Raw genomic sequence first — 21,697 nt, forward strand, 5'->3', positions numbered from 1 at the left:
TGTTCTACTTTATCTGGCGCGGATCTCATCCAAAAACCGCTTGGCGCTTTTTGGGATACGCTTTTAGGACCATGGGCCCCGATAGCCGGAACCGCCACTGTTGTTATCGCCTGCATTACCCCATGGACCACTACTTTGGGAAGGGGCAGCAGCGCGGGGAGCCATTCCGGCTGAGCGAATACCCATTTCTCCGGCCAGCTGTTCAAGCGCTGCGATACGATTATCGGTGTCCGGGTGGGTTGAGAAAAGATTGTCAGCACCGCGTCCGCTCAACGGATTGATGATGAACATATGCGCGGTTGCCGGGTTGTGTTCGGCATTTTCATTGACGGTAACCTTGGCGCTGCGCGCGATCTTGTTAAGCGCAGAAGACAGCCACAGCGGATTGCCGCAGATTTCCGCGCCGCGCTTGTCGGCAGCGTATTCGCGGGTACGGCTGACGGCCATCTGAACGATCATTGCGGCAAAGGGCGCGACAATCATCGCCAGAATAGTGCCGATGACACCAATGACGCCATTGCCATTTTCACGGTTGCCGCCAAGAAAGAAAGCGAAGTTGCCGAGCATCGAAATGGCACCGGCCAGCGTCGCCACGATGGTCATGGTGAGCGTGTCGCGGTTCTGCACATGCGCCAGCTCGTGCGCCATGACGCCTGCGACTTCTTCCGGCGTCAGGCGCTGGAGAAGACCTGTCGTGGCGGCAACGGCTGCATTTTCGGGGTTGCGCCCGGTGGCAAAAGCATTGGGCTGGTCTTCGTGGATGATGAAGACCTTGGGCATGGGCAAACCGGCATTGGCGGCAAGCCCGCTCACCATGCGGTAATAATCCGGGGCTGTGCGCTCATCCACCTGCTGCGCATTGTACATGCGCAGCACCATTTTGTCGGAGTTCCAATAGCCGAACAGGTTCATGCCGATCGCAAACACCAGCGCGATCATCATGCCGCCGCCGCCGCCCAGCAAATAACCGATGCTCATGAACATGACTGTCATGAGAGCAATCAGCATGGCAGTTTTCGTCATATTCATGCGTCGTGGTCTCCAATTCAGCGAGAGTTTATCTCAAACAGGGTTTTGCGTCCCTACTATTCCTGCCTATATGATGGGTATCAAAAGCCTGCGCTTCAATAATAGGACTTCAGCGGATGACCGATAAACTCAACGAAACCGACATCGACGAGAACGCTGCGCCGCGCAATTTTGACGATCTGCCTCCGGCTGCCCAGCGCGCCCTCAAGGAGGCGGAAGAACGCCGCGCCGCCGAAACGAATGCCAAAGCCCCGCGTGAAATCGGCGGGCGCGGCGGTAAGGACCCGGCGCGTTTCGGCGATTGGGAGATCAAGGGTAGAACCATCGATTTCTAAGCGTGGGATATTTTCGCTCCTGCGGCTTGTGTCCCCTCATCCTGAGCCGGTGCGCGGCACCGTGTCGAAGGACGAGGGTGTGCTTCCCTCCTAGATCCTTCGAGACAGCGCCCTTCGACAAGCTCAGGATGCTTCCTTAGGATGAGGAGGGCGCTTCTCAAAAAGAAAGGCCGGGAAATTCCCGGCCTTCTTGCTTTACTTCTTGTTCTGACGGTTGGCGATCAGATCGTCCACGACGCCCGGATCGGCGAGAGTCGATGTGTCGCCCAGTGAGCCGAAATCGTCCTCGGCGATCTTGCGCAGGATACGGCGCATGATCTTGCCCGAGCGGGTCTTCGGCAGGCCGGGTGCGAACTGAATCTTGTCCGGCGTGGCGATAGGGCCGATTTCCTTGCGCACATGCTGGGTCAGTTCCTTGCGCAGCTCATCAGCGTCCTGCGCCTCAGCGCCTGTCATCAAAGTGACGTAGCAATAAATGCCCTGTCCCTTGATCGGGTGCGGATAGCCGACAACGGCTGCTTCCGAAACCGAATGGTGCGAGACGAGTGCCGATTCGATTTCCGCCGTGCCAAGACGGTGGCCGGAAATATTCAGCACGTCATCGACGCGACCGGTAATCCAGTAATAACCGTCCTCATCGCGGCGGCAGCCGTCACCGGTGAAATACTTGCCCTTATAGGTGGAGAAGTAAGCCTCGATGAAGCGCTTGTGGTCGCCATAAAGCGTGCGCATCTGGCCCGGCCAGCTGTCGGTGATGCAGAGATTGCCGTCGGTCGCGCCATCGACCACATTGCCCTCATTATCCACGAGCTGCGGCTTGACGCCGAAGAACGGACGCGTGGCGGAGCCGGGCTTGAGATCGGTTGCGCCAGGCAGCGGCGTGATCAGAATGCCACCGGTTTCCGTCTGCCACCAGGTATCGACGATGGGCGACTTTTCATCGCCGACCACGTGATAATACCATTCCCAGGCTTCCGGATTGATCGGCTCGCCAACCGAGCCGAGCAGGCGCAGTGATGAGCGGGAAGAACGCGTGACGAATTCATCGCCAGCGCCCATCAATGCGCGGATGGCCGTCGGTGCGGTATAGAAAATGTTGACGTGGTGCTTGTCGATGACTTCCCAGAATCGGCCCTGATCGGGGAAATTCGGCACGCCTTCAAACATCAGCGTCGTGGCGCCGTTGGCCAGTGGACCATAGACGATATAGGAATGGCCGGTGACCCAACCCACATCCGCCGTGCACCAATAGGTGTCGCCGTCATGATAGTCGAAGACATATTGGTGGGTCATCGAGGCATAGACGAGATAACCGCCAGTGGTGTGCAGCACGCCCTTCGGCTTGCCAGTGGAGCCGGAGGTGTAGAGGATGAACAGCGGATCTTCCGCATTCATCGGTTCTGGTTCGCAATGCGGTTCGACGCTGGCGACCTCCTGATGATACCAAAGATCGCGGCCACGGCCCCAGCTGACCTTACCGCCGGTGCGGCGTACGACCAGCACCTTGTTGACCATGACATATTGCTTGGCGGCAATGTCGATGGCGGTGTCGGTGTTTTCCTTCAGCGGAACCGGCTTGCCGCCACGCACGCCTTCATCGGCGGTGATGACGAAAGTGGACTCACAATCGACGATACGACCGGCCAGCGCTTCCGGCGAGAAGCCTGCGAAAACCACAGAATGCACCGCGCCGATGCGCGCGCAGGCGAGCATGGCATAGGCGGCTTCCGGGATCATCGGCAGATAGATCGTAACGCGGTCGCCCTTCTTGACGCCGTGCTTCTTGAGCACATTCGCCAAGCGGCAAACGTTTTCATAAAGCTCGCGATAGGTGATCTTCTTGTCGATATAGGGGTTGTCGCCTTCCCAGATGATGGCAACCGTGTCGCCACGGCTCTTCAGGTGACGGTCGATACAGTTGTAGGAGACGTTGGTAACGCCGTCCTCATACCACTTGATGGATACGTCGCCGTTGAAATCGGTGTTCTTGACCTTGGTGAAAGGTTTGAACCAGTCGATGCGGCGACCGTGCTTGGCCCAGAAGCCATCCGGATCGCTCACGCTTTCCTTGTACCATTCGAGGTAGGTCTCATTGTCAATGAGCGTGTTCTTCTTTGCCTCCGGCAGTACGGGGTAAAGCTTTTCCGACATCATTTCCTCCAAGTTTCACCAACGTCCTCTCGTCAGTGCGTGGTTCGTAACCACTGTTGGGTCTTATCTAGCTTCCTAAGCTGTGAAGGTAAATTAGACGATTGGTGCGTCTCCCGTCCACAATGACGCAGGCTAAATCTTTGAATTGGCAGCACTCATAGCCATTTGTTGCTAACATATTGTTTTTACACTTTAAAAACCATTTGGAGTGATTATCTCAAATCCAGGAGCCGAATATATGGCTCTTCACAAAAAGGGGAAATCGCCATGACGACGTCCGCTTTTCACGCGAAATCGGCCTTCGAACTGCAACTCGCCGGTTATGGTTTGACGACGGCAAAACTCTTCTACCACATGCCGGATCATCCGCATCTGCTTCAGTTGTTTGTCTGGCAGGAATATGATGTCGCGCCGGAATTTCCGGTGCTGCACCATTTTATTGAGTTCTGGAAACGGGAGATCGACGGGCCGCTGCATTCGGTGACCTATACGCATTGCCGCTTGCTCGGCCCATCGGACTGGAGGAATGTGCAAGGGGAGATCGTTCTGCACTGATCGATAATGTGAGCAAACAGGCAACCGAGGCCATATGACGCTTCCGCATCTGACCAATCCGGGCAAGGCACTGCTTTATGCCTCGAAGACATTGCTCGGTTGCCTTATTTGCTGTTGGAGTATTCAGTCGTGATCTTGGCATGATGCGAGCAGTTGGCGGGGATGTTATAGTCCACAGATACAGGGGCCAAGATGGGAGTCTGCCCAATGAGGGCAGATCCCTTTGAGATGGTATATCTAGCTGTTTCTACGCTTAATAAATAAGCCACGCTGGCATTTTTTGTTATTCTTTTTTGTAAGAATTTTTCGATCCACATTCCTCATTAGAAGTGTTCAGTGATAAAGAATTTCTCTCCCTTTATCTCAAGGTCATTACCAATCTCGGTATTTTCTAAATAAATTTGATGGTATGCATCGTCCCCTTCTCTGGGATCGAAAACTATAAGTTTACGCCCTTCGGTGTATTCTATAAAATAGAATTGCTTGTTCGGGTCGAATTTAACAAAATTAAATACCATGTTGTCGCCGAAATTCTCACCGTGAGCTATACATTGATTTACCAATATTCCATCAAAAGATATCTGACCATTAAGTATTCCCAATGTAGCATATTCATCGTTTATACCAGGATTTGTGCTTATTGAGATCGGCTGTGGGAATTCATTCAAATCAGAAGTTAATTCCCAGTAGCTTCTGATTGGATCTATTTTTGGCATCATATTAACGACCCATAAATCTGGACCGATTTTACTACCAAGTTTTAAATATTCACCGGTTAGAATGCTCTGTATTGTAATCTTAGGCAATTATTTTACTCCTCAATTTATTTTCATATATTAATAGATGCAATGAACCGGACGGAATTGGAACTGTCATTTCGGGCCAAAAATTTGCTGATACTGACATTTGCTTTTCGGGCGCGCGCGTGGGTGTAAAAACCGCGCTTGGATGCGCTGATCATTGGTCACATTAAAGCGCGCATCGTAGCACTATGATGGCGACGTATAGGGACGTATAGGATGTCCGCCGAAAATCACCGAGCCGACCACGAACCGATGTTGCGTCAAAGCCGATGGCTGTTTCATAATCACCTGACATGCCTAGGGAGAGCTTGTCGCCACCAGCGAATACAGCGCATGGCATATCTCGTCTGACTACAGGTGACCGGGAGAAACCGAAGTAGTTTAAAGACCAATAGTCACGCAGATCGGATTGTGCGGACGATCAAGAAAGCGCCAGTTAAGTTCTTCCACTATATTTCCATCAACCAAATGCACTTCCATGCTCGCGATTGGTTGACCGCATACAACTCAGGGCTTTGAATCTCCTCCTATCAAGTCTTTCAGGAACGTTGGAAATCAAGGCCGGAAGTTTTTGTTGTCAATCCGAAACATCACATGTTGGTATCAAAATACTAGCGCCCGCAACCATGGAGATTGTCATGGTTGCGGGAGGTTATACTTAAGGGCTACAAGGAGTTTCTGTTTGCCTTTTCACTGCATGTCGAACTAACACTCGGATGCACGGTGTGGATTGCGCTGGTGTGAGCGTATACGGTGATACGGCAATGTGTTGAACACCATTTTATTGCACGATGGGGTGCTGCCGGTTAACCATTATAATCAGCGAATATAAAGAGATCTTCTGCTGACATAATTTCTCCAGGTTTCGTTTTTTCTTTAAAAAAAGAATCCTGTACACTGTTTTCAGGGGCATAAAGACTATAGATTCTATCTGATGTAAATTCTATTAAATTTATCTCTAAAATAGATTCAAATTTTGTAAATTTATAAAGTATTATCTCTTGATAATATTCAGTATATGCAGCCGTATAGTGAACTTTGTTTTCGTTTAATACAGATGTATTTGATTCAAATCCAAGGTAAGCCGGGGAGTTTTGTGTGTTTAAAGTTGATTTTATTTGTATATATGATGGATCTCTACTGATATATGTTGGTACAGTCCAGACATTTTTATCAGAGTTAAATTCTGTTTGCATAGAAACATTGTAAGAATTAGGGCCGAATTGTCCTCCCGTCGCAGTTAAATAACGTCCTGTGCGAAAACTTCTTATAGTAACATTTCTGATCATCATATTTCTCCTTATTAAATAGAATTCACAGAATATTACAATAATATCAAAATAATACTGGTAGTTACTGCGCTTTACCTGTGGCCAAAAATCGCCGAGCCGACACGAACCGAAGTTGCGCCGAAGCCGATGGCGGTTTCATAATCGCCCGACATGCCCATGGAGAGCTTTTCAACGCCAGCCTCGCGGGCGAGCTTTTCCAGCAGGGCAAAATGCGGTCCCGGGTTTTCATCTGCCGGTGGAATGCACATCAGTCCTTCGATGGCGAGGCCATGTTCGCTGCGGCAGCGCGCGACAAAGGCAACGGCATCCTTCGGTGCAATGCCGGCCTTCTGCTCTTCCAGACCTGTATTGACCTGCACGTAGAGTTTCGGGCTCTTGCCCTGCTTGTTGATTTCGTCGGCAAGGGCGGCTGCGATCTTCTCGCGGTCGACGGTTTCGATGACGTCGAACAGGGCAACGGCATCGGCGGCCTTGTTCGATTGCAGCGGGCCGATCAGATGCAGTTCAACGCCGGAATAATCATCGCGCAGTTCAGGCCATTTGGCTTGCGCTTCCTGCACGCGGTTTTCGCCGAAGACGCGCTGTCCGGCATAGAGCGCCGGGCGGATCGCATCCGCATCGAAGGTTTTCGACACGGCGACGAGCGTGACCGAGCCTTTGTTGCGATGCGCTTCCTTTTCGGCAGTGGCGATTGCGGCCTTGACCGTGTTCAGGTTCGTGACGATATCTGACATGAAACTCTCGCTTTCAGGCTTTTCATCCGCAAAAGGTTGACGCTTTCGCCAATACGTGGTGAAGGTCGCCATTAAATATCGACTCTCCTTATTGCATCACCTTCGTACGAGTAAATACGGACATGGCAGCCGAACGTTATAATCCGCGCGTGGCGGAAGCTCACTGGCAGAAAGTCTGGGAAGAAAACCGGACTTTCGAAACGGACAACAGCGATCCGCGCGAGAAGTATTATGTGCTTGAGATGTTCCCCTATCCATCGGGGCGCATCCATATGGGCCATGTGCGCAACTATGCGATGGGCGATGTCGTCGCCCGCTACAAGCGCGCCAAGGGGTTCAACGTGCTCCATCCGATGGGCTGGGACGCGTTCGGCATGCCTGCGGAAAACGCGGCGATGCAGAACAAGGTGCATCCGAAGGAATGGACCTACCAGAACATCGACACGATGAAGCGTCAGCTCAAGTCCATGGGCCTGTCGCTCGACTGGTCGCGCGAATTCGCGACCTGCGATGTGGAATATTATCACCGTCAGCAGATGCTGTTCATCGACCTGTTCGAAAAAGGTCTGGTGACGCGCAAGACCTCCAAGGTCAACTGGGATCCGGTCGACAATACCGTGCTCGCCAATGAGCAGGTGGTCGATGGCCGCGGCTGGCGCTCTGGCGCGCTGGTCGAACAGCGCGAACTGACGCAGTGGTTCTTCAAGATCACCGATTTCAGCGAAGAATTGCTGGCCGGTCTCGACACGCTTGACCAATGGCCGGAAAAAGTCCGCCTGATGCAGCGCAACTGGATCGGCAAGTCGGAAGGCTTGCAGGTTCGTTTCGCGCTCGATGGAAAGACCGCGCCGGAAGGCTTTTCGGAAATCGAGGTTTACACGACGCGTCCCGACACGCTGTTCGGTGCGGCTTTTGTCGCTATTTCCGCTGACCATCCGCTCGCCAAGAAGCTTGCAGAAAACAATGCGCCGCTCACCGGCTTCATCGAAGAATGCCACCAGCATGGCACCTCGCTTGCAGCGCTTGAAACCGCTGAAAAGAAGGGCTTCGATACCGGCGTCAAGGTCAAGCATCCGTTCGACGATAACTGGGAGCTGCCGGTCTATGTCGCCAACTTCGTGTTGATGGAATATGGCACGGGCGCTGTGTTCGGCTGTCCTGCGCATGACCAGCGCGATCTGGATTTCGCGAACAAATATGCGCTGAAGGTAACGCCGGTCGTTCTGCCGAAGGGCGACGATGCTGCGACTTTTGCCATCACCGACACGGCCTATACCGATGACGGTGTGATGATCAATTCGCGCTTCCTTGATGGTATGACGCCGGAAGCAGCCTTCAACGAGGTCACAAACCGCCTGGAGCAGTCCACGCTCGGCAATCAGCCGCAAGCCGCGCGCAAGGTGCAGTTCCGTCTGCGCGACTGGGGCATTTCGCGCCAGCGCTATTGGGGCTGCCCGATCCCGATGATCCATTGCGAGAGCTGTGGCGTCAATCCGGTGCCGCGCGCCGACCTGCCGGTCAAGCTGCCGGATGATGTCGATTTCGACCGTCCGGGCAATCCGCTGGACCGTCACGCCACATGGCGTCATGTGAAGTGCCCGAAATGCGGTGGCGAAGCCCGTCGCGAGACGGACACGATGGATACGTTCGTCGATTCGTCCTGGTACTATGCGCGCTTCACGGCTCCTTGGGAAAATGAGCCGACGGATCGTGCGATTGCTGATCGCTGGCTGCCGGTCGACCAGTATATCGGCGGTGTTGAACACGCGATCCTGCATCTGCTCTATTCGCGCTTCTTCACCCGCGCCATGAAGGCCACAGGTCATGTCGGTCTGGACGAGCCCTTCAAGGGCCTGTTCACGCAGGGCATGGTCGTGCATGAAACCTACAAGGCCGATGGCCAGTGGGTTGCGCCTGCCGATATCCGCATCGAGGACATTGACGGCAAGCGCACGGCATCCATGCTGGATAGCGGCGCGCCGGTCGAAATCGGGTCCATCGAGAAGATGTCGAAGTCGAAGAAGAATGTCGTCGATCCCGACGATATCATCTCTTCTTATGGTGCAGATACTGCGCGCTGGTTCATGCTGTCCGATTCGCCGCCTGAGCGTGACGTGATCTGGACGGAAGCCGGTGCTGAAGGTGCGCATCGCTTCGTGCAGCGCGTCTGGCGTCTGGTATCGGAAGCGGCCGAGCATCTGAAAGATGTTGCGCCCAAGACCGGTTCGCAGGGCGAAGCCCTTGCCGTTTCCAAGGCCGTGCACAAGACGGTCAACGCTGTTGGCGACGATATTGAAAAGCTCGCCTTCAATCGCGGCGTTGCGCGTCTTTATGAGCTGGTGAATGCGCTTGCAGCACCGTTGCAGCTTGTCGCCTCGGACAAGGCCGATGACGAGTTGAAGGGCGCCGTTCGTGATGCCACGGAAAAGCTCATCCAGATGCTCGCGCCGATGATGCCGCATCTGGCCGAACAGTGCCTGACGGAACTGGGCGGCAAGATCGCCGGACAGGAAACGTTGGTCGCCCGCGCGCCATGGCCGGCATTCGATGCCGCATTGGTGGTGGAAAACGAGATTGTGATGCCCGTACAGATCAACGGCAAGAAGCGTGGGGATTTGACAATCGCCCGCGACGCTGATCAAGCTAGCATTCAGCAGGCGGTGCTCGAACTTGACTTCGTCAAGGCTGCGCTCAACGGGGGCTCGCCGAAGAAGATTATCGTGGTGCCGCAAAGGATCGTCAATGTCGTTGCCTGATCGTTTCCTCTCCGCAATCAAGACTTTCCGCGTCGCTTTTGTGGCTGTGGGAGCTGCGGCTCTTCTGGCTGCCTGCACGGTACAGCCGCTCTATTCGTCGGGCGGCGGCGCTGGTGGTTCGATCGGCGGCAGCGTGACGCCGGATATGCGTACCAAGCTTGCTTCCGTGTCCGTTGATGCGGCTCATGACGTATATGGTCAGCAGGTTCGCAATCGCCTCATCTTCCTGTTAGGTGGTGGCGCTGGCGAGCCAGCCAATCCGATGTATCGTCTCAGCCTCGGCCTGAGCACGAGCACGATTTCCGCCGTGAGCGTGGATATCGGCGATCAGACCGACCGTACGGGCCGTCCATCGGCTGGTATTGTCAAGGCGACGTCGAATTTCGTGCTGCGTGATAAGGACGGCAAGCCGCTTGCCACCGGTACACGCACGACGGGCGCTTCCTTTGATCGTCCGCGTCAGGAATTCGCAAACCTTCGTGCAGAACGCGATGCGCGCAAGCGCGCTGCGGAAGAGCTGGCCGAGCAGGTTTTCCTAGCACTGGCGCAGAAGCTCTCGAAGCTCTGATCGGTTCTTTGGTCTGAAGTCCAAAAAGCGGCGCTTCCGAGCGCCGCTTTTTTTATTTCTTTTATTGCAAAAAGGCTCAAGGAATTCAGCAAGGTAACATCGCTGTTCCCTGCAAACATTTTTATAACTCCTTGTTTCAAATGAACTAATTTACAATTTGCATATTGCCCGAGGCGTGACGCGAAAAATGGGAAGGGACTTGCCCGAAGCGTCACGCATGAAAGCCGCTCGGTATTGCCGTCGGTTCAATCATAATTTCAGGAGTATTCAGATGATGCGATTTTCAGATGTTTTGCGAGGCGCGGTCTTTGCGGCAATAGGCGTGGCAGGGCTGGCCGTTGCTGGCCCGGCAGCCGCACAGGAAAAAGCGGCACCGCTGAAGTGGCAGTTTTTTCAGGCCGACGAGAATGGCTTCAACCGGACACCGGTTCTGTTGACCGGAGAGAAAGAGGCCATTCTTCTCGATGGTGGTTTCACCTTCTCCGATGGCAAGGCGGTTGCCGAGAAGATCAAGGAAACCGGTAAGAAGCTCACCACGGTCTATGTCAGCCAGAGCGATCCCGACTATTATTTCAATCTGCGTGAAATCAAGTCGGCTTTCCCCGATGTCAAAATCATTGCTGCCCCTGAGGCCGTTGCAGCCATCAACGGCAATGTCGAGACAAAGCTGAAGGTCTGGGGACCGCAACTCAAGGAGAATGGTCCGCAGAGCTTGTCTGACCTTGTTTTGCCGCAGGCATCGGATGAGAAGACACTCACGCTGGAAGGCAACGAGATCGAGGTCGTTCCGGCTGAAGGCATGAAGAATCGTCGCTATCTCTGGGTGCCATCGCTGAAGGCCGTGTTCGGTGGCGTCCTGATCGGCGCAGGCGAACATATCTGGCTGGCCGATACGCCAGACCTGGCGCAGCGCGAAGCTTGGATCAAGACGCTGGATGCGATTGCCGCACGCAATCCTGAAGTCGTTGTCCCCGCCCACATTAAGGCTGGTTCTGCAACCGATGTTTCTGCGATCAAATTCACCCGTGATTATATCGCTGCGTTCGATGAAGAGGCCGCGAAGGCCAAGGACAGCGCAGAGCTTATCGCCGCGATGAAGAAGCGCTATCCGGATCTGGGCGGCGAAAGCAGCCTGGAACTGGGAGCCAAGGTCATCAAGGGCGAGATGAAATGGGAATAATGCGCCGGTAAAACACAATCGGCTCTCAGCCCGGACTGCCCCTAACAGCCTTGGCTGGTTGATTGGAATTTGTGGTTCGTATCAAGATCGATATAAAGGGCGGCACGGTTTGTGCCGCCCTTTATTGTGTCAGCCTGTTGCGGAGATCATGCGCCTCGTTTCCTTTTCGGCCAAAGGCTATCGTTCGCTGCGTTCTGTCCGGTTTGATCTTGGGCAGGTGACGGTGTTCGTCGGTGAAAACGGCGCTGGCAAATCCAACCTCTATCGGGCTTTGCAACTGATCAAGGCGGCTGCTGAAGGCAATTTTTCGACAGAGATTGTCCGGGAAGGCGGCATGCAGTCGGCCATGTGGAGCGGCGGTCGTCGCAAGCACGAATCGGCGCGGATTATTCTGGAAGCGGATTTCGAAGATGAAAGGCTGGCATCGCGCCTGTCCTATCGGATCGAGGCGGGTTTGCCACCACCAGTGTCCGGCGCCTTTCCGTTCGAGCCGCAGATCAAGGAAGAGCAGCTCAATCTCGATACAGGTCGCCGCCCGGTCGATCTCATGGATCGGCGCGGCCCGGCGGTTTTTGCCCGCGACGGGGCGGGGCGGCGCATGGAGCATCCCGCGCGGCTTCTGACATCGGAAAGCGGGCTGGCGGTGCTCGGCCAGTCGGGGCATTATCCGGAAATCGGCGACCTCTCGGCGCAAATGCGCGGGTGGCGCTTTTATCACGGCTTCAGAAGCGATCGCGACGCACCGGCGCGTCAGCCTTCCATCGCTGCCACAGCGGCCATGCTGGACGAGGATGGCGGCAATCTCGCCTCAGTCTTCGCCACGCTTGCTCATATCCGTCAGGATACGGTCGATCTCGACCGTTTTATCGCAGAGGCGCTGGATGGCGCTAAACTGGTCGTTCCCTATCCGGAAGAAACCGCCAGTTTTGGTCTGAATTTCCCGGCTTTCCCGCCCCGTATTTTTCGGCCGGGCGAATTGTCGGACGGGCAGATTCGCCTGCTGGCGCTGGCAGGCGCGCTTCTGTCCTATCGTCTGCCGCCGCTGGTCGCGTTGAACGAGCCCGAGGCGAGCCTGCACCCGGATATGATCCCGTCGCTGGCCAGAATGATCGCGCAGGCATCCGAACGCAGCCAGATCTGGGTGGTGACCCATTCCAGCGCGCTCGCCCATGCCATTGCCGAGCAATGCGGCAGCAGGCCGATCCGCGTGAGCAAGCAGGATGGCGAGACGGTTCTGGAATAGTGAGCCGCAATAAAAAAGGCGGGCCATAAGCCCGCCTTCCATCTGTCTGGAAAGGTCGCTGATTAGGCGATCTTCTGGCCGGTCTTCGCCCAATCGGCGAGGAAGGTTTCGAGGCCCTTGTCGGTCAGCGGATGCTTGACGAGCGCCTTCAGCGTTGCCGGAGGTGCGGTCACGACATCGGCGCCGATAAGCGCTGCTTCCTTGACGTGATTGACGGTACGAACCGAAGCGGCAAGAATTTCGGTGCGGAAATCGTAATTGTCGAAGATCGTGCGGATTTCGGCGATCAGTTCCATGCCGTTGACGCCCATATCGTCGATACGGCCGATGAACGGCGAAACGAAGGTCGCGCCAGCCTTGGCGGCAAGCAGTGCCTGATTGGCCGAGAAGCAGAGGGTCACGTTGGTCTTGTGGCCGTCCGAGGTCAGGGCCTTACAAGCCTTGAGGCCGTCGAGCGTCAGCGGCAGCTTGATGCAGATATTGTCTGCGATCTTGGAGATGACGGCCGCTTCCTTCATGATCTGCTCATACTCGGTCGCAGCAACCTCAGCCGAAACCGGGCCCTTGACGAAGGAGCAGATTTCCTTGGTAACTTCAATGATATCACGACCCGACTTCAGGATGAGGGACGGGTTGGTGGTCACGCCATCGACCAGTCCGAGGTCGTTCAGTTCGCGGATTTCCTTGACGTCCGCAGTGTCCACGAAAAACTTCATAACAGCGTTCCTCCATAATGAGCGCGGGTGGTTTTTGGGAGCTAAATCCATTTAAGTCCCGGAAGGTGGCTTTTCTTTAGCGCAAAGCCGCGCCAAGGTCACGCGATCATGTCGAAAGATTCGCACGATATTGCTAACCCCGTTCAAGGCCTCTTTCCGAGCCTCGCGCCGCGCGTGGTTCCGGTGCTGGTGCCTATGCCAGCAGAACGGCCTTATTCTTATATGGTCCCGGAGGGCATGAACGTCCAGCCCGGGTCGATCGTGCGCGTCCCGCTCGGACCGCGTGAAGTTGCGGGTATCGTCTGCGAAGGCGAAACCGATGCGGTCGATGCCAAAAAATTGCGATCTATTTCTGAAGTTTTCGATTGTCCGCCGGTGGATAGCGAGATGCTTCGTTTCATGCGCTGGGCTGCGGACTACACGCTTTCTCCGCCCGGCATGGTGGCGCGCATGGTGTTGCGCGTGCCTGCGGCCTTCGATCCCGAGCCATCGGTACCGGGCTTGCGCTATTCAGGCGGCGAGCCGGAACGCATGACGGATGCCCGTGCGCGAGTGATGGAGCTTGCTCGCGACGGGCTTGCCTGGACGCGATCCGGTCTGGCCCATGCGGCTGGTGTTTCGACGACGGTCGTGGAAGGGTTGAAGGCGCAAGGCATCTTCGAGGAAGTGATGCTGCCGCCGCCCGCCGTGGTGGCGAAGCCGGATACGGATTATGCCCGCGCCACGCTTTCGGAAGACCAGCAGGCAGCCGCCGAAATGCTCTCTGATTCCGTCGCGGCAGACTGTTTTTCTGTTTCGCTTCTTGATGGTGTCACTGGCTCTGGCAAGACCGAAGTTTATTTCGAAGCCGTCGCCAAGGCATTGGAGCAGGGCAAGCAGGTGCTGATTCTCCTGCCGGAAATCGCCCTGACGCAGCAGTTTCTCGACCGCTTCCACAACAGGTTTGGAGCCAAGCCCGCCGAATGGCACTCCGACCTCGCGCCGCGCACGCGTGAGCGCGTCTGGCGGCAGGTCACGGAAGGCACGGTGCGCGTGGTTGCTGGTGCCCGTTCGGCGCTGTTTCTGCCCTTCAAGGAGCTGGGCCTGATCGTCGTCGACGAGGAACATGATCCGGCTTACAAACAGGAAGACCGGGTCTTCTACAATGCTCGCGACATGGCTGTCGTGCGCGGCCACATCGGCGGCTTTCCGGTGGTGCTTGCCTCGGCCACGCCCTCGATCGAAAGTCAGGTCAATGCGGATCAGGGCCGTTACAAGCGAATCAAGCTTTATGGGCGCTATGCGGAAGCTGCACTTCCCGATCTGAAGACCATCGACATGCGGCGATCACCGCCGCCACCGGGGCGCTTTCTGTCGCCTGCGCTCACCGAAGCCGTCGGCAAGACCGTGGAACGCGGCGAACAGGCGCTGCTGTTCCTCAACCGTCGCGGTTACGCGCCGCTGACCTTGTGCCGCGTCTGTGGCCATCGTTTCCAGTGTCCGCAATGCTCAAGCTGGCTGGTCGAGCATCGCTTTCGCGGCCAGTTGATGTGCCATCAATGCGGCTATCACGAGCCGACGCCCGAAGCCTGTCCGGAATGCGGCACGCTTGATCATCTGGTCGCCTGCGGTCCAGGCGTGGAACGCATCGCGGAAGAAGTTGCGGCGACCTTCACCGACGCGCGAATCATAGTGCTTTCGTCTGATATGGCGGGAGGCGTGAAGCGGCTGCGTCTGGAACTCGATGCCATTGCGAAGGGCGAGGCGGATATCGTCATTGGCACCCAGCTTGTCGCCAAGGGGCACAATTTCCCCAATATGACGCTGGTGGGCGTGGTGGATGCCGATCTGGGGCTGGCCAATGGCGACCCGCGCGCCGCCGAACGCACCTTCCAGCTTCTCAATCAGGTGACCGGGCGCGCAGGCCGAACGGGCCGCAAGAGTCTCGGTCTGATCCAGACTTACCAACCGGACCATCCGGTTATGCGCGCCATCGTCAGCGGCGATACCGAGGCGTTTTATGCTCGCGAGATCGAGGAGCGGGAGCGTAGCGCGCTGCCGCCATTCGGGCGGCTGGCCGCGCTGATCATCTCTGCCGATAATCGTCCGGATGCTGAAAACCACGCCCGCGCTCTTCGTCGTGCAGCACCGTCCTCTTCGGAGATTTCGGTGCTCGGTCCAGCCGAAGCGCCGCTGGCGCTGGTGCGCGGACGGCATCGTTTCCGGATATTGATCCACGGGACAAAACGCGCGGATATTCAATCCTTTATCCGCGCTTTACTAGCGGCTTCGCCAAAGGAGCGAGGGTCTATCCGCGTTCAAGTGGACATAGATCCCCAGAGTTTCTTGTGACCGGAAGCGACATGGAATCGCGGAGAATTATCCGCTATAGGGCCTAAAACGAAGAAGGTGAATACGATGGAATTCTATCTTCCCACCACGACCGGCGAATGGCTCGCCTGGAGCTCGGCAGCCGTGACTGCTTTTGCGGGCATTGTCATGCTGTTTGCGCCCGGCATCACCATGAAGCTGTTGCGGTTGCAGCCGATTAATGCCCGTCCGGAAGCCTTCAGCTCCATCCGCGCGGTGCTGGCTGGTCCTTATCTCGCTCTCGGTCTTGGCGCTCTCATCTTTGCACAGCCCTACCTGTGGATCGTTTTGGGTGTGGCATGGGGCTTTGCGCTGTTCGGTCGCTTCGTCTCGATGATGTCGGATAGGGGCGGCACCATCTATAACTGGTTGGCAGGAATTGTAGAATTCCTTCTGGCCGCCGGGCCATTGCTCTACGCTTTTGGCTTCATCGGTTAACCCTGCGACTTTTTTGATCTGAAAACGCGACAAAACTTACACAAAAGTGCGGGATTCGCGTGTTGCGAGTCCTGTTCGTCTATGCTAGACGGCAATCACATTTCGGTGTTGACGTGCTCGCGCGTCAGTGGTTTTCCGGAAACATTCAATAAAATCATCGGCTTGGCGTCCTGAGCAATAATGGGCCCCAAAAGGATGGTTTCAACGTAGAGAGCAGGTTGTTCGTGGCTGAAACGTCTTCGCTCATTTCAGGTGTGGCACAGCGTTACGCCGGATCGCTTTTCGAGCTGGCGCTCGAAGCCAAGTCCGTTGCTGCTGTGGAGAAAGATCTTGTTCGTTTCGAGGCGCTTCTGAGCGGAAGCGAGGACCTCAAGCGTCTGATCTCCAGTCCGGTATTTTCTTCGGAAGACCAGCTCCATGCGATCGGCGCCATTGCCGACAAGGCGGGCATCACGGGTCTGGTCGGAAATCTCCTGCGCGTCGTCGCAGCGAACCGCCGCCTTTTCGCCCTGCCGGGCATCATCGCCGCATTCCACAAGATTGCTGCTGAACATCGCGGAGAAGTTTCCGCCGATGTCACTTCCGCGCATGCGCTCACCGCTGCGCAGGAAAACGAATTGAAGGCAACGCTGAAGAGCGTGGCCGGCAAGGACGTGACGATTAACGTCACCGTCGATCCGTCGATCCTCGGCGGTCTTATCGTCAAGATGGGTTCGCGTCAGATCGACACGTCCCTTCGCACCAAACTATCTTCTCTCAAGCTTGCACTGAAAGAGGTCGGCTGATGGACATCCGCGCTGCGGAAATTTCCGCTATCCTGAAAGAGCAAATCAAGAACTTCGGCAAGGAGGCTGAGGTCTCCGAGGTCGGTCAGGTTCTGTCCGTCGGCGACGGTATTGCTCGCGTCTATGGTCTGGACAATGTTCAGGCTGGTGAAATGGTCGAATTCCCCGGCGGCATTCGCGGCATGGCGCTCAACCTTGAAAACGACAACGTTGGTGTCGTTATCTTCGGTGCCGACCGTGACATCAAGGAAGGCGACGTCGTTAAGCGTACCGGCGCCATCGTTGACGTGCCGGTTGGTCCGGGCCTGCTGGGCCGCGTCGTTGACGCTCTCGGCAACCCGATCGACGGCAAAGGCCCAATCGTTGCTACCGAGCGTCGCCGCGTCGACGTGAAGGCACCGGGCATCATCCCGCGCAAGTCGGTTCATGAGCCAATGTCGACCGGCCTCAAGGCGGTTGACGCTCTAATCCCGGTTGGTCGTGGTCAGCGCGAGCTGGTCATCGGTGACCGTCAGACCGGCAAGACCGCCATCATTCTCGACACCTTCCTGAACCAGAAGCCGATCCACGACAACGGCCCGGACAGCGAAAAGCTTTATTGCGTTTACGTTGCTATCGGCCAGAAGCGTTCGACTGTTGCTCAGTTCGTCAAGGTTCTCGAAGAACGCGGCGCTCTCGAATATTCGATCGTTATCGCTGCGACCGCTTCCGATCCGGCTCCGATGCAGTACCTCGCTCCGTTCGCAGGTTGCGCAATGGGCGAATACTTCCGTGACAATGGTCAGCACGCTCTCATCGGTTACGACGATCTGTCCAAGCAGGCTGTTGCTTACCGTCAGATGTCCCTTCTGCTTCGTCGTCCTCCGGGCCGTGAAGCTTATCCGGGCGACGTTTTCTATCTGCACTCGCGTCTTCTGGAACGTGCTGCAAAGCTCAACGACGAAAACGGCGCTGGCTCGTTGACGGCTCTGCCGGTCATCGAAACCCAGGGCAACGACGTTTCGGCCTTCATTCCGACCAACGTGATCTCGATCACCGACGGCCAGATCTTCCTCGAAACCAACCTGTTCTATCAGGGTATCCGTCCGGCTGTTAACGTCGGTCTGTCGGTTTCGCGCGTTGGTTCTTCGGCTCAGGTCAAGGCCATGAAGCAGGTTGCCGGTTCGATCAAGGGCGAGCTCGCCCAGTATCGTGAAATGGCCGCTTTCGCACAGTTCGGTTCGGATCTCGATGCCTCGACCCAGCGTTTGCTGAACCGTGGCGCACGTCTGACCGAGCTTCTCAAGCAGCCGCAGTTCTCGCCGCTCAAGACGGAAGAACAGGTTGCCGTGATTTTCGCCGGCGTGAATGGCTATCTCGACAAGATCGCCGTCAACCAGGTTGGCAAGTTCGAAGCAGGTCTTCTTTCTTCGCTGCGCACCGAGCACAAGGATGTGCTGGATGCGATCCGCGATGAAAAGGCGCTCACCGACAACATCAAAGCAAAGCTCAAGGCAGCGGTCGACGCGTTCGCCAAGTCTTTTGCTTGAATTTTGTGACGGGATGAACGGATGCCTTCACTAAAGGATCTGAGAAACCGTATCGCCTCGGTCAAGGCGACGCAGAAAATCACCAAGGCGATGCAAATGGTCGCCGCGGCGAAGCTGCGCCGTGCCCAGGAAGCTGCGGAGGCCGCACGGCCTTACTCGCAGCGCATGGGTGCCGTTCTCGCGAATATCGCGCAGAATGTCAGCGGCGAAGATGCACCGGCATTGATGGCCGGTACGGGTAAGGACGACGTGCATCTGCTCGTCGTCTGCACTGCAGAACGTGGCCTTTGCGGCGGTTTCAACTCGCAGATCGCACGCCTGGCGCGCGATCATACCCGCAAGCTCCTCGCTGAAGGCAAGACGGTCAAGATCATCACGGTCGGCAAGAAGGGCGCAGATATTCTGCGTCGCGAATTTGCCTCTCTGATCATCGACCACGTCAATTTGCGCGAAGTCAAGCAGCTCGCTTTTGTGCATGCCGACCAGATCGGCCACAAGGTGATCGAGCTGTTCGAACAAGGCGCCTTTGATGTCTGCACGCTGTTCTATTCCGAATTCAAGTCGGTGATTGCACAGATCCCGACTGCACAGCAGATCATTCCGGCTTCGACTGGCGATGTTGCGCAGGCGGACACTGCAGGCGATGCGATTTATGAGTACGAACCTGATCCTGCGGCGATCCTGAGCACGCTGATCCCGCGCAATATTTCGGTCCAGATTTTCCGCGCTCTCTTGGAAAATGTGGCGGGCGAAATGGGCGCGAAGATGAGCGCGATGGACAATGCGACGCGTAATGCCGGTGACATGATCAACAAGTTGTCGATCACGTATAACCGTCAGCGTCAGGCTCAGATCACCAAGGAACTGATCGAAATCATTTCGGGCGCGGAAGCGCTCTAGGGTTTACCGCAGGGTCTATCCGGGAAGTCTGCAACTTTCCGGGACCATGCTAACGGAAGGTAAGGATCGATGGCAAAAGCAGCGACCCCGAAAACTACCGCCGCGGCCGAAGCAAAGCCGGCAGCGGCGAAGAAGGCTCCGGCCAAGGCTACACCGGCTAAGGCGGCTGCCGCCAAATCTCCGGCAAGCAAGTCTCCTGCAGCTCCCAAGGCTGCAACGACCGGCGCAGTCGGCAAGATCACTCAGGTCATCGGCGCTGTTGTCGACGTACAGTTCGAAGACGGTCAGCTTCCGCTGATCCTCAACGCTCTGGAAACCGACAATCTGGGCAACCGCCTGGTTCTCGAAGTTGCGCAGCATCTGGGCGAAAACACCGTTCGCACCATCGCCATGGACTCGACTGAAGGTCTGGTTCGCGGTCACGAAGTGCGCGACACCGGCAACCCGATCATGGTTCCGGTTGGCGAGGAAACCCTCGGCCGCATCATGAACGTCATCGGCGAGCCGGTTGACGAAGCTGGTCCGATCAAGACCACTGCCCGTCGTGCGATCCACCAGGAAGCTCCTGAGTATATCGAACAGTCGACCGAAGCTGAAATCCTCGTAACGGGCATCAAGGTCGTCGACCTTCTCGCTCCTTACGCCAAGGGTGGTAAGATTGGTCTGTTCGGGGGTGCCGGCGTCGGCAAGACCGTTCTCATCATGGAACTGATCAACAACGTCGCCAAGGCGCACGGCGGTTACTCGGTATTCGCTGGCGTTGGTGAACGTACCCGTGAAGGTAACGATCTTTACCACGAAATGATCGAATCGGGCGTTAACAAGCTCGGTGGCGGTGAAGGCTCCAAGGCCGCACTCGTCTACGGTCAGATGAACGAGCCTCCGGGTGCGCGCGCTCGCGTTGCTCTGTCGGGTCTGACGGTTGCTGAAAACTTCCGTGACAAGGGCCAGGACGTTCTGTTCTTCGTGGACAACATCTTCCGCTTCACGCAGGCTGGTTCGGAACTTTCGGCTCTTCTCGGCCGTATTCCTTCCGCTGTGGGTTATCAGCCGACGCTGGCAACCGACATGGGCGCGATGCAGGAACGCATCACCACGACGACCAAGGGTTCGATTACCTCGGTTCAGGCAATTTACGTTCCTGCCGACGATTTGACCGACCCTGCACCGGCAACGTCGTTCGCTCACTTGGACGCGACCACCACGCTGAACCGTTCGATCGCTGAAAAGGGTATTTACCCGGCTGTGGATCCGCTGGAATCCACGTCGCGCATGCTCGATCCGATGATCGTTGGTGAAGAACACTACGCTGTCGCCCGTCAGGTTCAGTCGATCCTTCAGCGCTACAAGTCGCTTCAGGACATCATCGCCATCCTTGGCATGGACGAATTGTCGGAAGACGACAAGCTGACCGTTGCGCGCGCTCGTAAGATCGAACGCTTCCTGTCGCAGCCGTTCTTCGTTGCTGAAGTCTTCACCGGTTCGCCAGGCAAGCTGGTTGACCTCGCCGACACCATCAAGGGCTTCAAGGGCCTTTGCGCAGGTGAATACGATCATCTTCCAGAACCGGCCTTCTACATGGTCGGCTCGATTGAAGAAGCGATCGAAAAGGCGAAGAAGCTGGCTGCCGAAGCCGCTTGATGAATTGAGTTTCCCGGTGGGCCGATAGGCCCACCGAGACGACCTCTTCATTTGTTTGAGCACGATTTTTTCGAAAACCGGTTTCCAGTTTCGGGATCGCGCTCTTGAGATTTAAGTGAGAACCATGGCTCAAGCTTTCCAATTCGAACTCGTGTCGCCTGAACGCCTCCTGCTTTCCGCGCAGGTGACGGAAGTCGTCATTCCGGGTAGCGAAGGCTATCTGACGGCTCTCGCCGGTCATTCGCCGCTGATGTCGACGATCATGCCGGGAGTCGTTTCGGTGAAGCTTGCCGACGGCAAGTCCGACTCTTATGTGGTTTTCGGTGGTTTTGCCGATATTACCCCGCAGAGCTGCACCGTGCTGGCCGAATCCGCAACGCATGTCGACGCCATTGAGCCGTCGGACATTACGCGCCGCATCGATGAAGCCCGCAAGGCGCTCGATGATGCGACGTCGCCGGAGCATCGCACCAAGGCCGAAATCTTCCTGCACCAGCTGATGACGCTGCAGGGCGCGGTTATACCGGGCTGATCGGCTAAGAAATTCACAGATTTTATGGAGAAGCGGACTTTGGTCCGCTTTTCTTTTTGGTTTCATTTGCAGCGCATATTTTTCTTTTTAACGACTATTCTTTTTTCAAGTTATTTCGGTTCTTAAATCCAGGCTTCAGGCACAACTTATTTGGTTTTACT

19 protein-coding genes and 1 pseudogene are annotated in these 21,697 nt (G+C 56.1%); 13 read left to right on the top strand and 7 right to left on the bottom strand.

The genetic code is table 11. From position 1 onward, the window contains the following. Positions 1-63 precede the first annotated feature (63 nt). Positions 64-1,029 carry a zinc metalloprotease HtpX gene (gene htpX / locus ACTJKP_RS06005; protein WP_078339562.1) on the bottom strand — a complete coding sequence of 322 codons (966 nt, stop codon included), beginning with the start codon at positions 1,027-1,029 and terminating at the stop codon, positions 64-66. A 116-nt stretch (positions 1,030-1,145) separates the two neighbouring features. Between htpX and ACTJKP_RS06010 the strand changes: the two genes are divergently transcribed. Next, positions 1,146-1,364: a DUF1674 domain-containing protein gene (locus tag ACTJKP_RS06010; RefSeq protein WP_440630023.1), complete on the top strand. Its 219-nt coding sequence runs from the start codon at positions 1,146-1,148 to the stop codon at positions 1,362-1,364. A 195-nt stretch (positions 1,365-1,559) separates the two neighbouring features. On the opposite strand, the gene acs is transcribed toward ACTJKP_RS06010, so the two are convergent. Continuing rightward, positions 1,560-3,515, bottom strand: a complete 1,956-nt coding sequence (gene acs, locus ACTJKP_RS06015) for an acetate--CoA ligase (protein WP_440630024.1) — start codon at positions 3,513-3,515, stop codon at positions 1,560-1,562. Between the two features lie 267 nt (positions 3,516-3,782). Here acs and ACTJKP_RS06020 point away from each other — a divergent pair, with 267 nt between their 5' ends. After that, positions 3,783-4,070, top strand: a complete 288-nt coding sequence (locus ACTJKP_RS06020) for an usg protein (protein ID WP_078339559.1) — start codon at positions 3,783-3,785, stop codon at positions 4,068-4,070. Between the two features lie 323 nt (positions 4,071-4,393). Here the strand turns inward: ACTJKP_RS06020 and ACTJKP_RS06025 are convergent, their stop codons facing one another. From ACTJKP_RS06025 to ACTJKP_RS06040, 4 genes and pseudogenes are all read right to left on the bottom strand, one after another. Next, the gene (locus ACTJKP_RS06025; RefSeq protein ID WP_440630025.1) at positions 4,394-4,876 is read right to left on the bottom strand and encodes a hypothetical protein; all 483 of its coding nucleotides are present in this window, start codon (positions 4,874-4,876) and stop codon (positions 4,394-4,396) included. Positions 4,877-5,059: 183 nt separating this feature from the next. Then, positions 5,060-5,186, bottom strand: a pseudogene (locus ACTJKP_RS06030) (YggS family pyridoxal phosphate-dependent enzyme); the annotation flags it as partial. Between the two features lie 493 nt (positions 5,187-5,679). Next, entirely contained in the window at positions 5,680-6,162 is a 483-nt protein-coding gene (locus ACTJKP_RS06035; RefSeq protein ID WP_440630026.1) for a hypothetical protein, read from the bottom strand. Between the two features lie 74 nt (positions 6,163-6,236). Continuing rightward, positions 6,237-6,899, bottom strand: a complete 663-nt coding sequence (locus tag ACTJKP_RS06040) for a YggS family pyridoxal phosphate-dependent enzyme (protein ID WP_440630027.1) — start codon at positions 6,897-6,899, stop codon at positions 6,237-6,239. Between the two features lie 122 nt (positions 6,900-7,021). Here ACTJKP_RS06040 and leuS point away from each other — a divergent pair, with 122 nt between their 5' ends. The 4 genes from leuS to ACTJKP_RS06060 all read left to right on the top strand — a co-directional run bounded on the left by leuS (position 7,022) and on the right by ACTJKP_RS06060 (position 12,646). Beyond that, on the top strand, positions 7,022-9,655 hold the full coding sequence (gene leuS / locus ACTJKP_RS06045) for a leucine--tRNA ligase (protein ID WP_440630028.1): 2,634 nt from the start codon (positions 7,022-7,024) through the stop codon (positions 9,653-9,655). After that, positions 9,642-10,223, top strand: a complete 582-nt coding sequence (gene lptE / locus ACTJKP_RS06050) for an LPS assembly lipoprotein LptE (protein ID WP_440630029.1) — start codon at positions 9,642-9,644, stop codon at positions 10,221-10,223. Before leuS ends, lptE begins: the two co-directional genes overlap by 14 nt. 274 nt (positions 10,224-10,497) lie before the next feature. Beyond that, complete coding sequence (locus ACTJKP_RS06055) at positions 10,498-11,403, top strand: MBL fold metallo-hydrolase (RefSeq protein ID WP_440630135.1); 906 nt, start codon at positions 10,498-10,500, stop codon at positions 11,401-11,403. Between the two features lie 148 nt (positions 11,404-11,551). After that, positions 11,552-12,646, top strand: coding sequence for an AAA family ATPase (locus ACTJKP_RS06060; RefSeq protein ID WP_440630030.1), 1,095 nt, complete (start codon positions 11,552-11,554; stop codon positions 12,644-12,646). A gap of 62 nt (positions 12,647-12,708) precedes the next feature. On the opposite strand, the gene fsa is transcribed toward ACTJKP_RS06060, so the two are convergent. Further along, positions 12,709-13,362: a fructose-6-phosphate aldolase gene (gene fsa / locus ACTJKP_RS06065; RefSeq protein ID WP_078339553.1), complete on the bottom strand. Its 654-nt coding sequence runs from the start codon at positions 13,360-13,362 to the stop codon at positions 12,709-12,711. A 108-nt stretch (positions 13,363-13,470) separates the two neighbouring features. Here fsa and ACTJKP_RS06070 point away from each other — a divergent pair, with 108 nt between their 5' ends. The 7 genes from ACTJKP_RS06070 to ACTJKP_RS06100 all read left to right on the top strand — a co-directional run bounded on the left by ACTJKP_RS06070 (position 13,471) and on the right by ACTJKP_RS06100 (position 21,536). Further along, entirely contained in the window at positions 13,471-15,693 is a 2,223-nt protein-coding gene (locus ACTJKP_RS06070; RefSeq protein WP_440630031.1) for a primosomal protein N', read from the top strand. A 66-nt stretch (positions 15,694-15,759) separates the two neighbouring features. Next, positions 15,760-16,149, top strand: a complete 390-nt coding sequence (locus ACTJKP_RS06075) for an AGROH133_08824 family phage infection protein (protein ID WP_440630032.1) — start codon at positions 15,760-15,762, stop codon at positions 16,147-16,149. 224 nt (positions 16,150-16,373) lie between these two features. Continuing rightward, the gene (locus ACTJKP_RS06080; protein ID WP_078339551.1) at positions 16,374-16,934 is read left to right on the top strand and encodes a F0F1 ATP synthase subunit delta; all 561 of its coding nucleotides are present in this window, start codon (positions 16,374-16,376) and stop codon (positions 16,932-16,934) included. Continuing rightward, entirely contained in the window at positions 16,934-18,463 is a 1,530-nt protein-coding gene (gene atpA / locus ACTJKP_RS06085; RefSeq protein WP_440630033.1) for a F0F1 ATP synthase subunit alpha, read from the top strand. The genes ACTJKP_RS06080 and atpA overlap by 1 nt, the downstream gene beginning before the upstream one ends. Positions 18,464-18,484: 21 nt before the next feature. After that, complete coding sequence (locus ACTJKP_RS06090) at positions 18,485-19,363, top strand: F0F1 ATP synthase subunit gamma (RefSeq protein ID WP_440630034.1); 879 nt, start codon at positions 18,485-18,487, stop codon at positions 19,361-19,363. Between the two features lie 69 nt (positions 19,364-19,432). Beyond that, complete coding sequence (gene atpD, locus ACTJKP_RS06095) at positions 19,433-21,004, top strand: F0F1 ATP synthase subunit beta (protein WP_078339548.1); 1,572 nt, start codon at positions 19,433-19,435, stop codon at positions 21,002-21,004. A 124-nt stretch (positions 21,005-21,128) separates the two neighbouring features. After that, on the top strand, positions 21,129-21,536 hold the full coding sequence (locus tag ACTJKP_RS06100) for a F0F1 ATP synthase subunit epsilon (protein ID WP_078339547.1): 408 nt from the start codon (positions 21,129-21,131) through the stop codon (positions 21,534-21,536). Positions 21,537-21,697: the final 161 nt, after the last annotated feature.

It is taken from the genome of Brucella sp. 22210, from assembly GCF_052045675.1.
GTDB lineage: Bacteria > Pseudomonadota > Alphaproteobacteria > Rhizobiales > Rhizobiaceae > Brucella.

What these genes read in the sequence shown, in the direction of transcription:
- htpX (WP_078339562.1), bottom strand. Translation starts at nt 1,029, where the DNA reads ATGAATATGACGAAAACTGCCATGCTGATTGCTCTCATGACAGTCATG.
- ACTJKP_RS06010 (WP_440630023.1), top strand. Translation starts at nt 1,146, where the DNA reads ATGACCGATAAACTCAACGAAACCGACATCGACGAGAACGCTGCGCCG.
- acs (WP_440630024.1), bottom strand. Translation starts at nt 3,515, where the DNA reads ATGTCGGAAAAGCTTTACCCCGTACTGCCGGAGGCAAAGAAGAACACG.
- ACTJKP_RS06020 (WP_078339559.1), top strand. Translation starts at nt 3,783, where the DNA reads ATGACGACGTCCGCTTTTCACGCGAAATCGGCCTTCGAACTGCAACTC.
- ACTJKP_RS06035 (WP_440630026.1), bottom strand. Translation starts at nt 6,162, where the DNA reads ATGATCAGAAATGTTACTATAAGAAGTTTTCGCACAGGACGTTATTTA.
- ACTJKP_RS06040 (WP_440630027.1), bottom strand. Translation starts at nt 6,899, where the DNA reads ATGTCAGATATCGTCACGAACCTGAACACGGTCAAGGCCGCAATCGCC.
- leuS (WP_440630028.1), top strand. Translation starts at nt 7,022, where the DNA reads ATGGCAGCCGAACGTTATAATCCGCGCGTGGCGGAAGCTCACTGGCAG.
- lptE (WP_440630029.1), top strand. Translation starts at nt 9,642, where the DNA reads ATGTCGTTGCCTGATCGTTTCCTCTCCGCAATCAAGACTTTCCGCGTC.
- ACTJKP_RS06055 (WP_440630135.1), top strand. Translation starts at nt 10,498, where the DNA reads ATGCGATTTTCAGATGTTTTGCGAGGCGCGGTCTTTGCGGCAATAGGC.
- ACTJKP_RS06060 (WP_440630030.1), top strand. Translation starts at nt 11,552, where the DNA reads ATGCGCCTCGTTTCCTTTTCGGCCAAAGGCTATCGTTCGCTGCGTTCT.
- fsa (WP_078339553.1), bottom strand. Translation starts at nt 13,362, where the DNA reads ATGAAGTTTTTCGTGGACACTGCGGACGTCAAGGAAATCCGCGAACTG.
- ACTJKP_RS06070 (WP_440630031.1), top strand. Translation starts at nt 13,471, where the DNA reads ATGTCGAAAGATTCGCACGATATTGCTAACCCCGTTCAAGGCCTCTTT.
- ACTJKP_RS06075 (WP_440630032.1), top strand. Translation starts at nt 15,760, where the DNA reads ATGGAATTCTATCTTCCCACCACGACCGGCGAATGGCTCGCCTGGAGC.
- atpA (WP_440630033.1), top strand. Translation starts at nt 16,934, where the DNA reads ATGGACATCCGCGCTGCGGAAATTTCCGCTATCCTGAAAGAGCAAATC.
- ACTJKP_RS06090 (WP_440630034.1), top strand. Translation starts at nt 18,485, where the DNA reads ATGCCTTCACTAAAGGATCTGAGAAACCGTATCGCCTCGGTCAAGGCG.
- atpD (WP_078339548.1), top strand. Translation starts at nt 19,433, where the DNA reads ATGGCAAAAGCAGCGACCCCGAAAACTACCGCCGCGGCCGAAGCAAAG.
- ACTJKP_RS06100 (WP_078339547.1), top strand. Translation starts at nt 21,129, where the DNA reads ATGGCTCAAGCTTTCCAATTCGAACTCGTGTCGCCTGAACGCCTCCTG.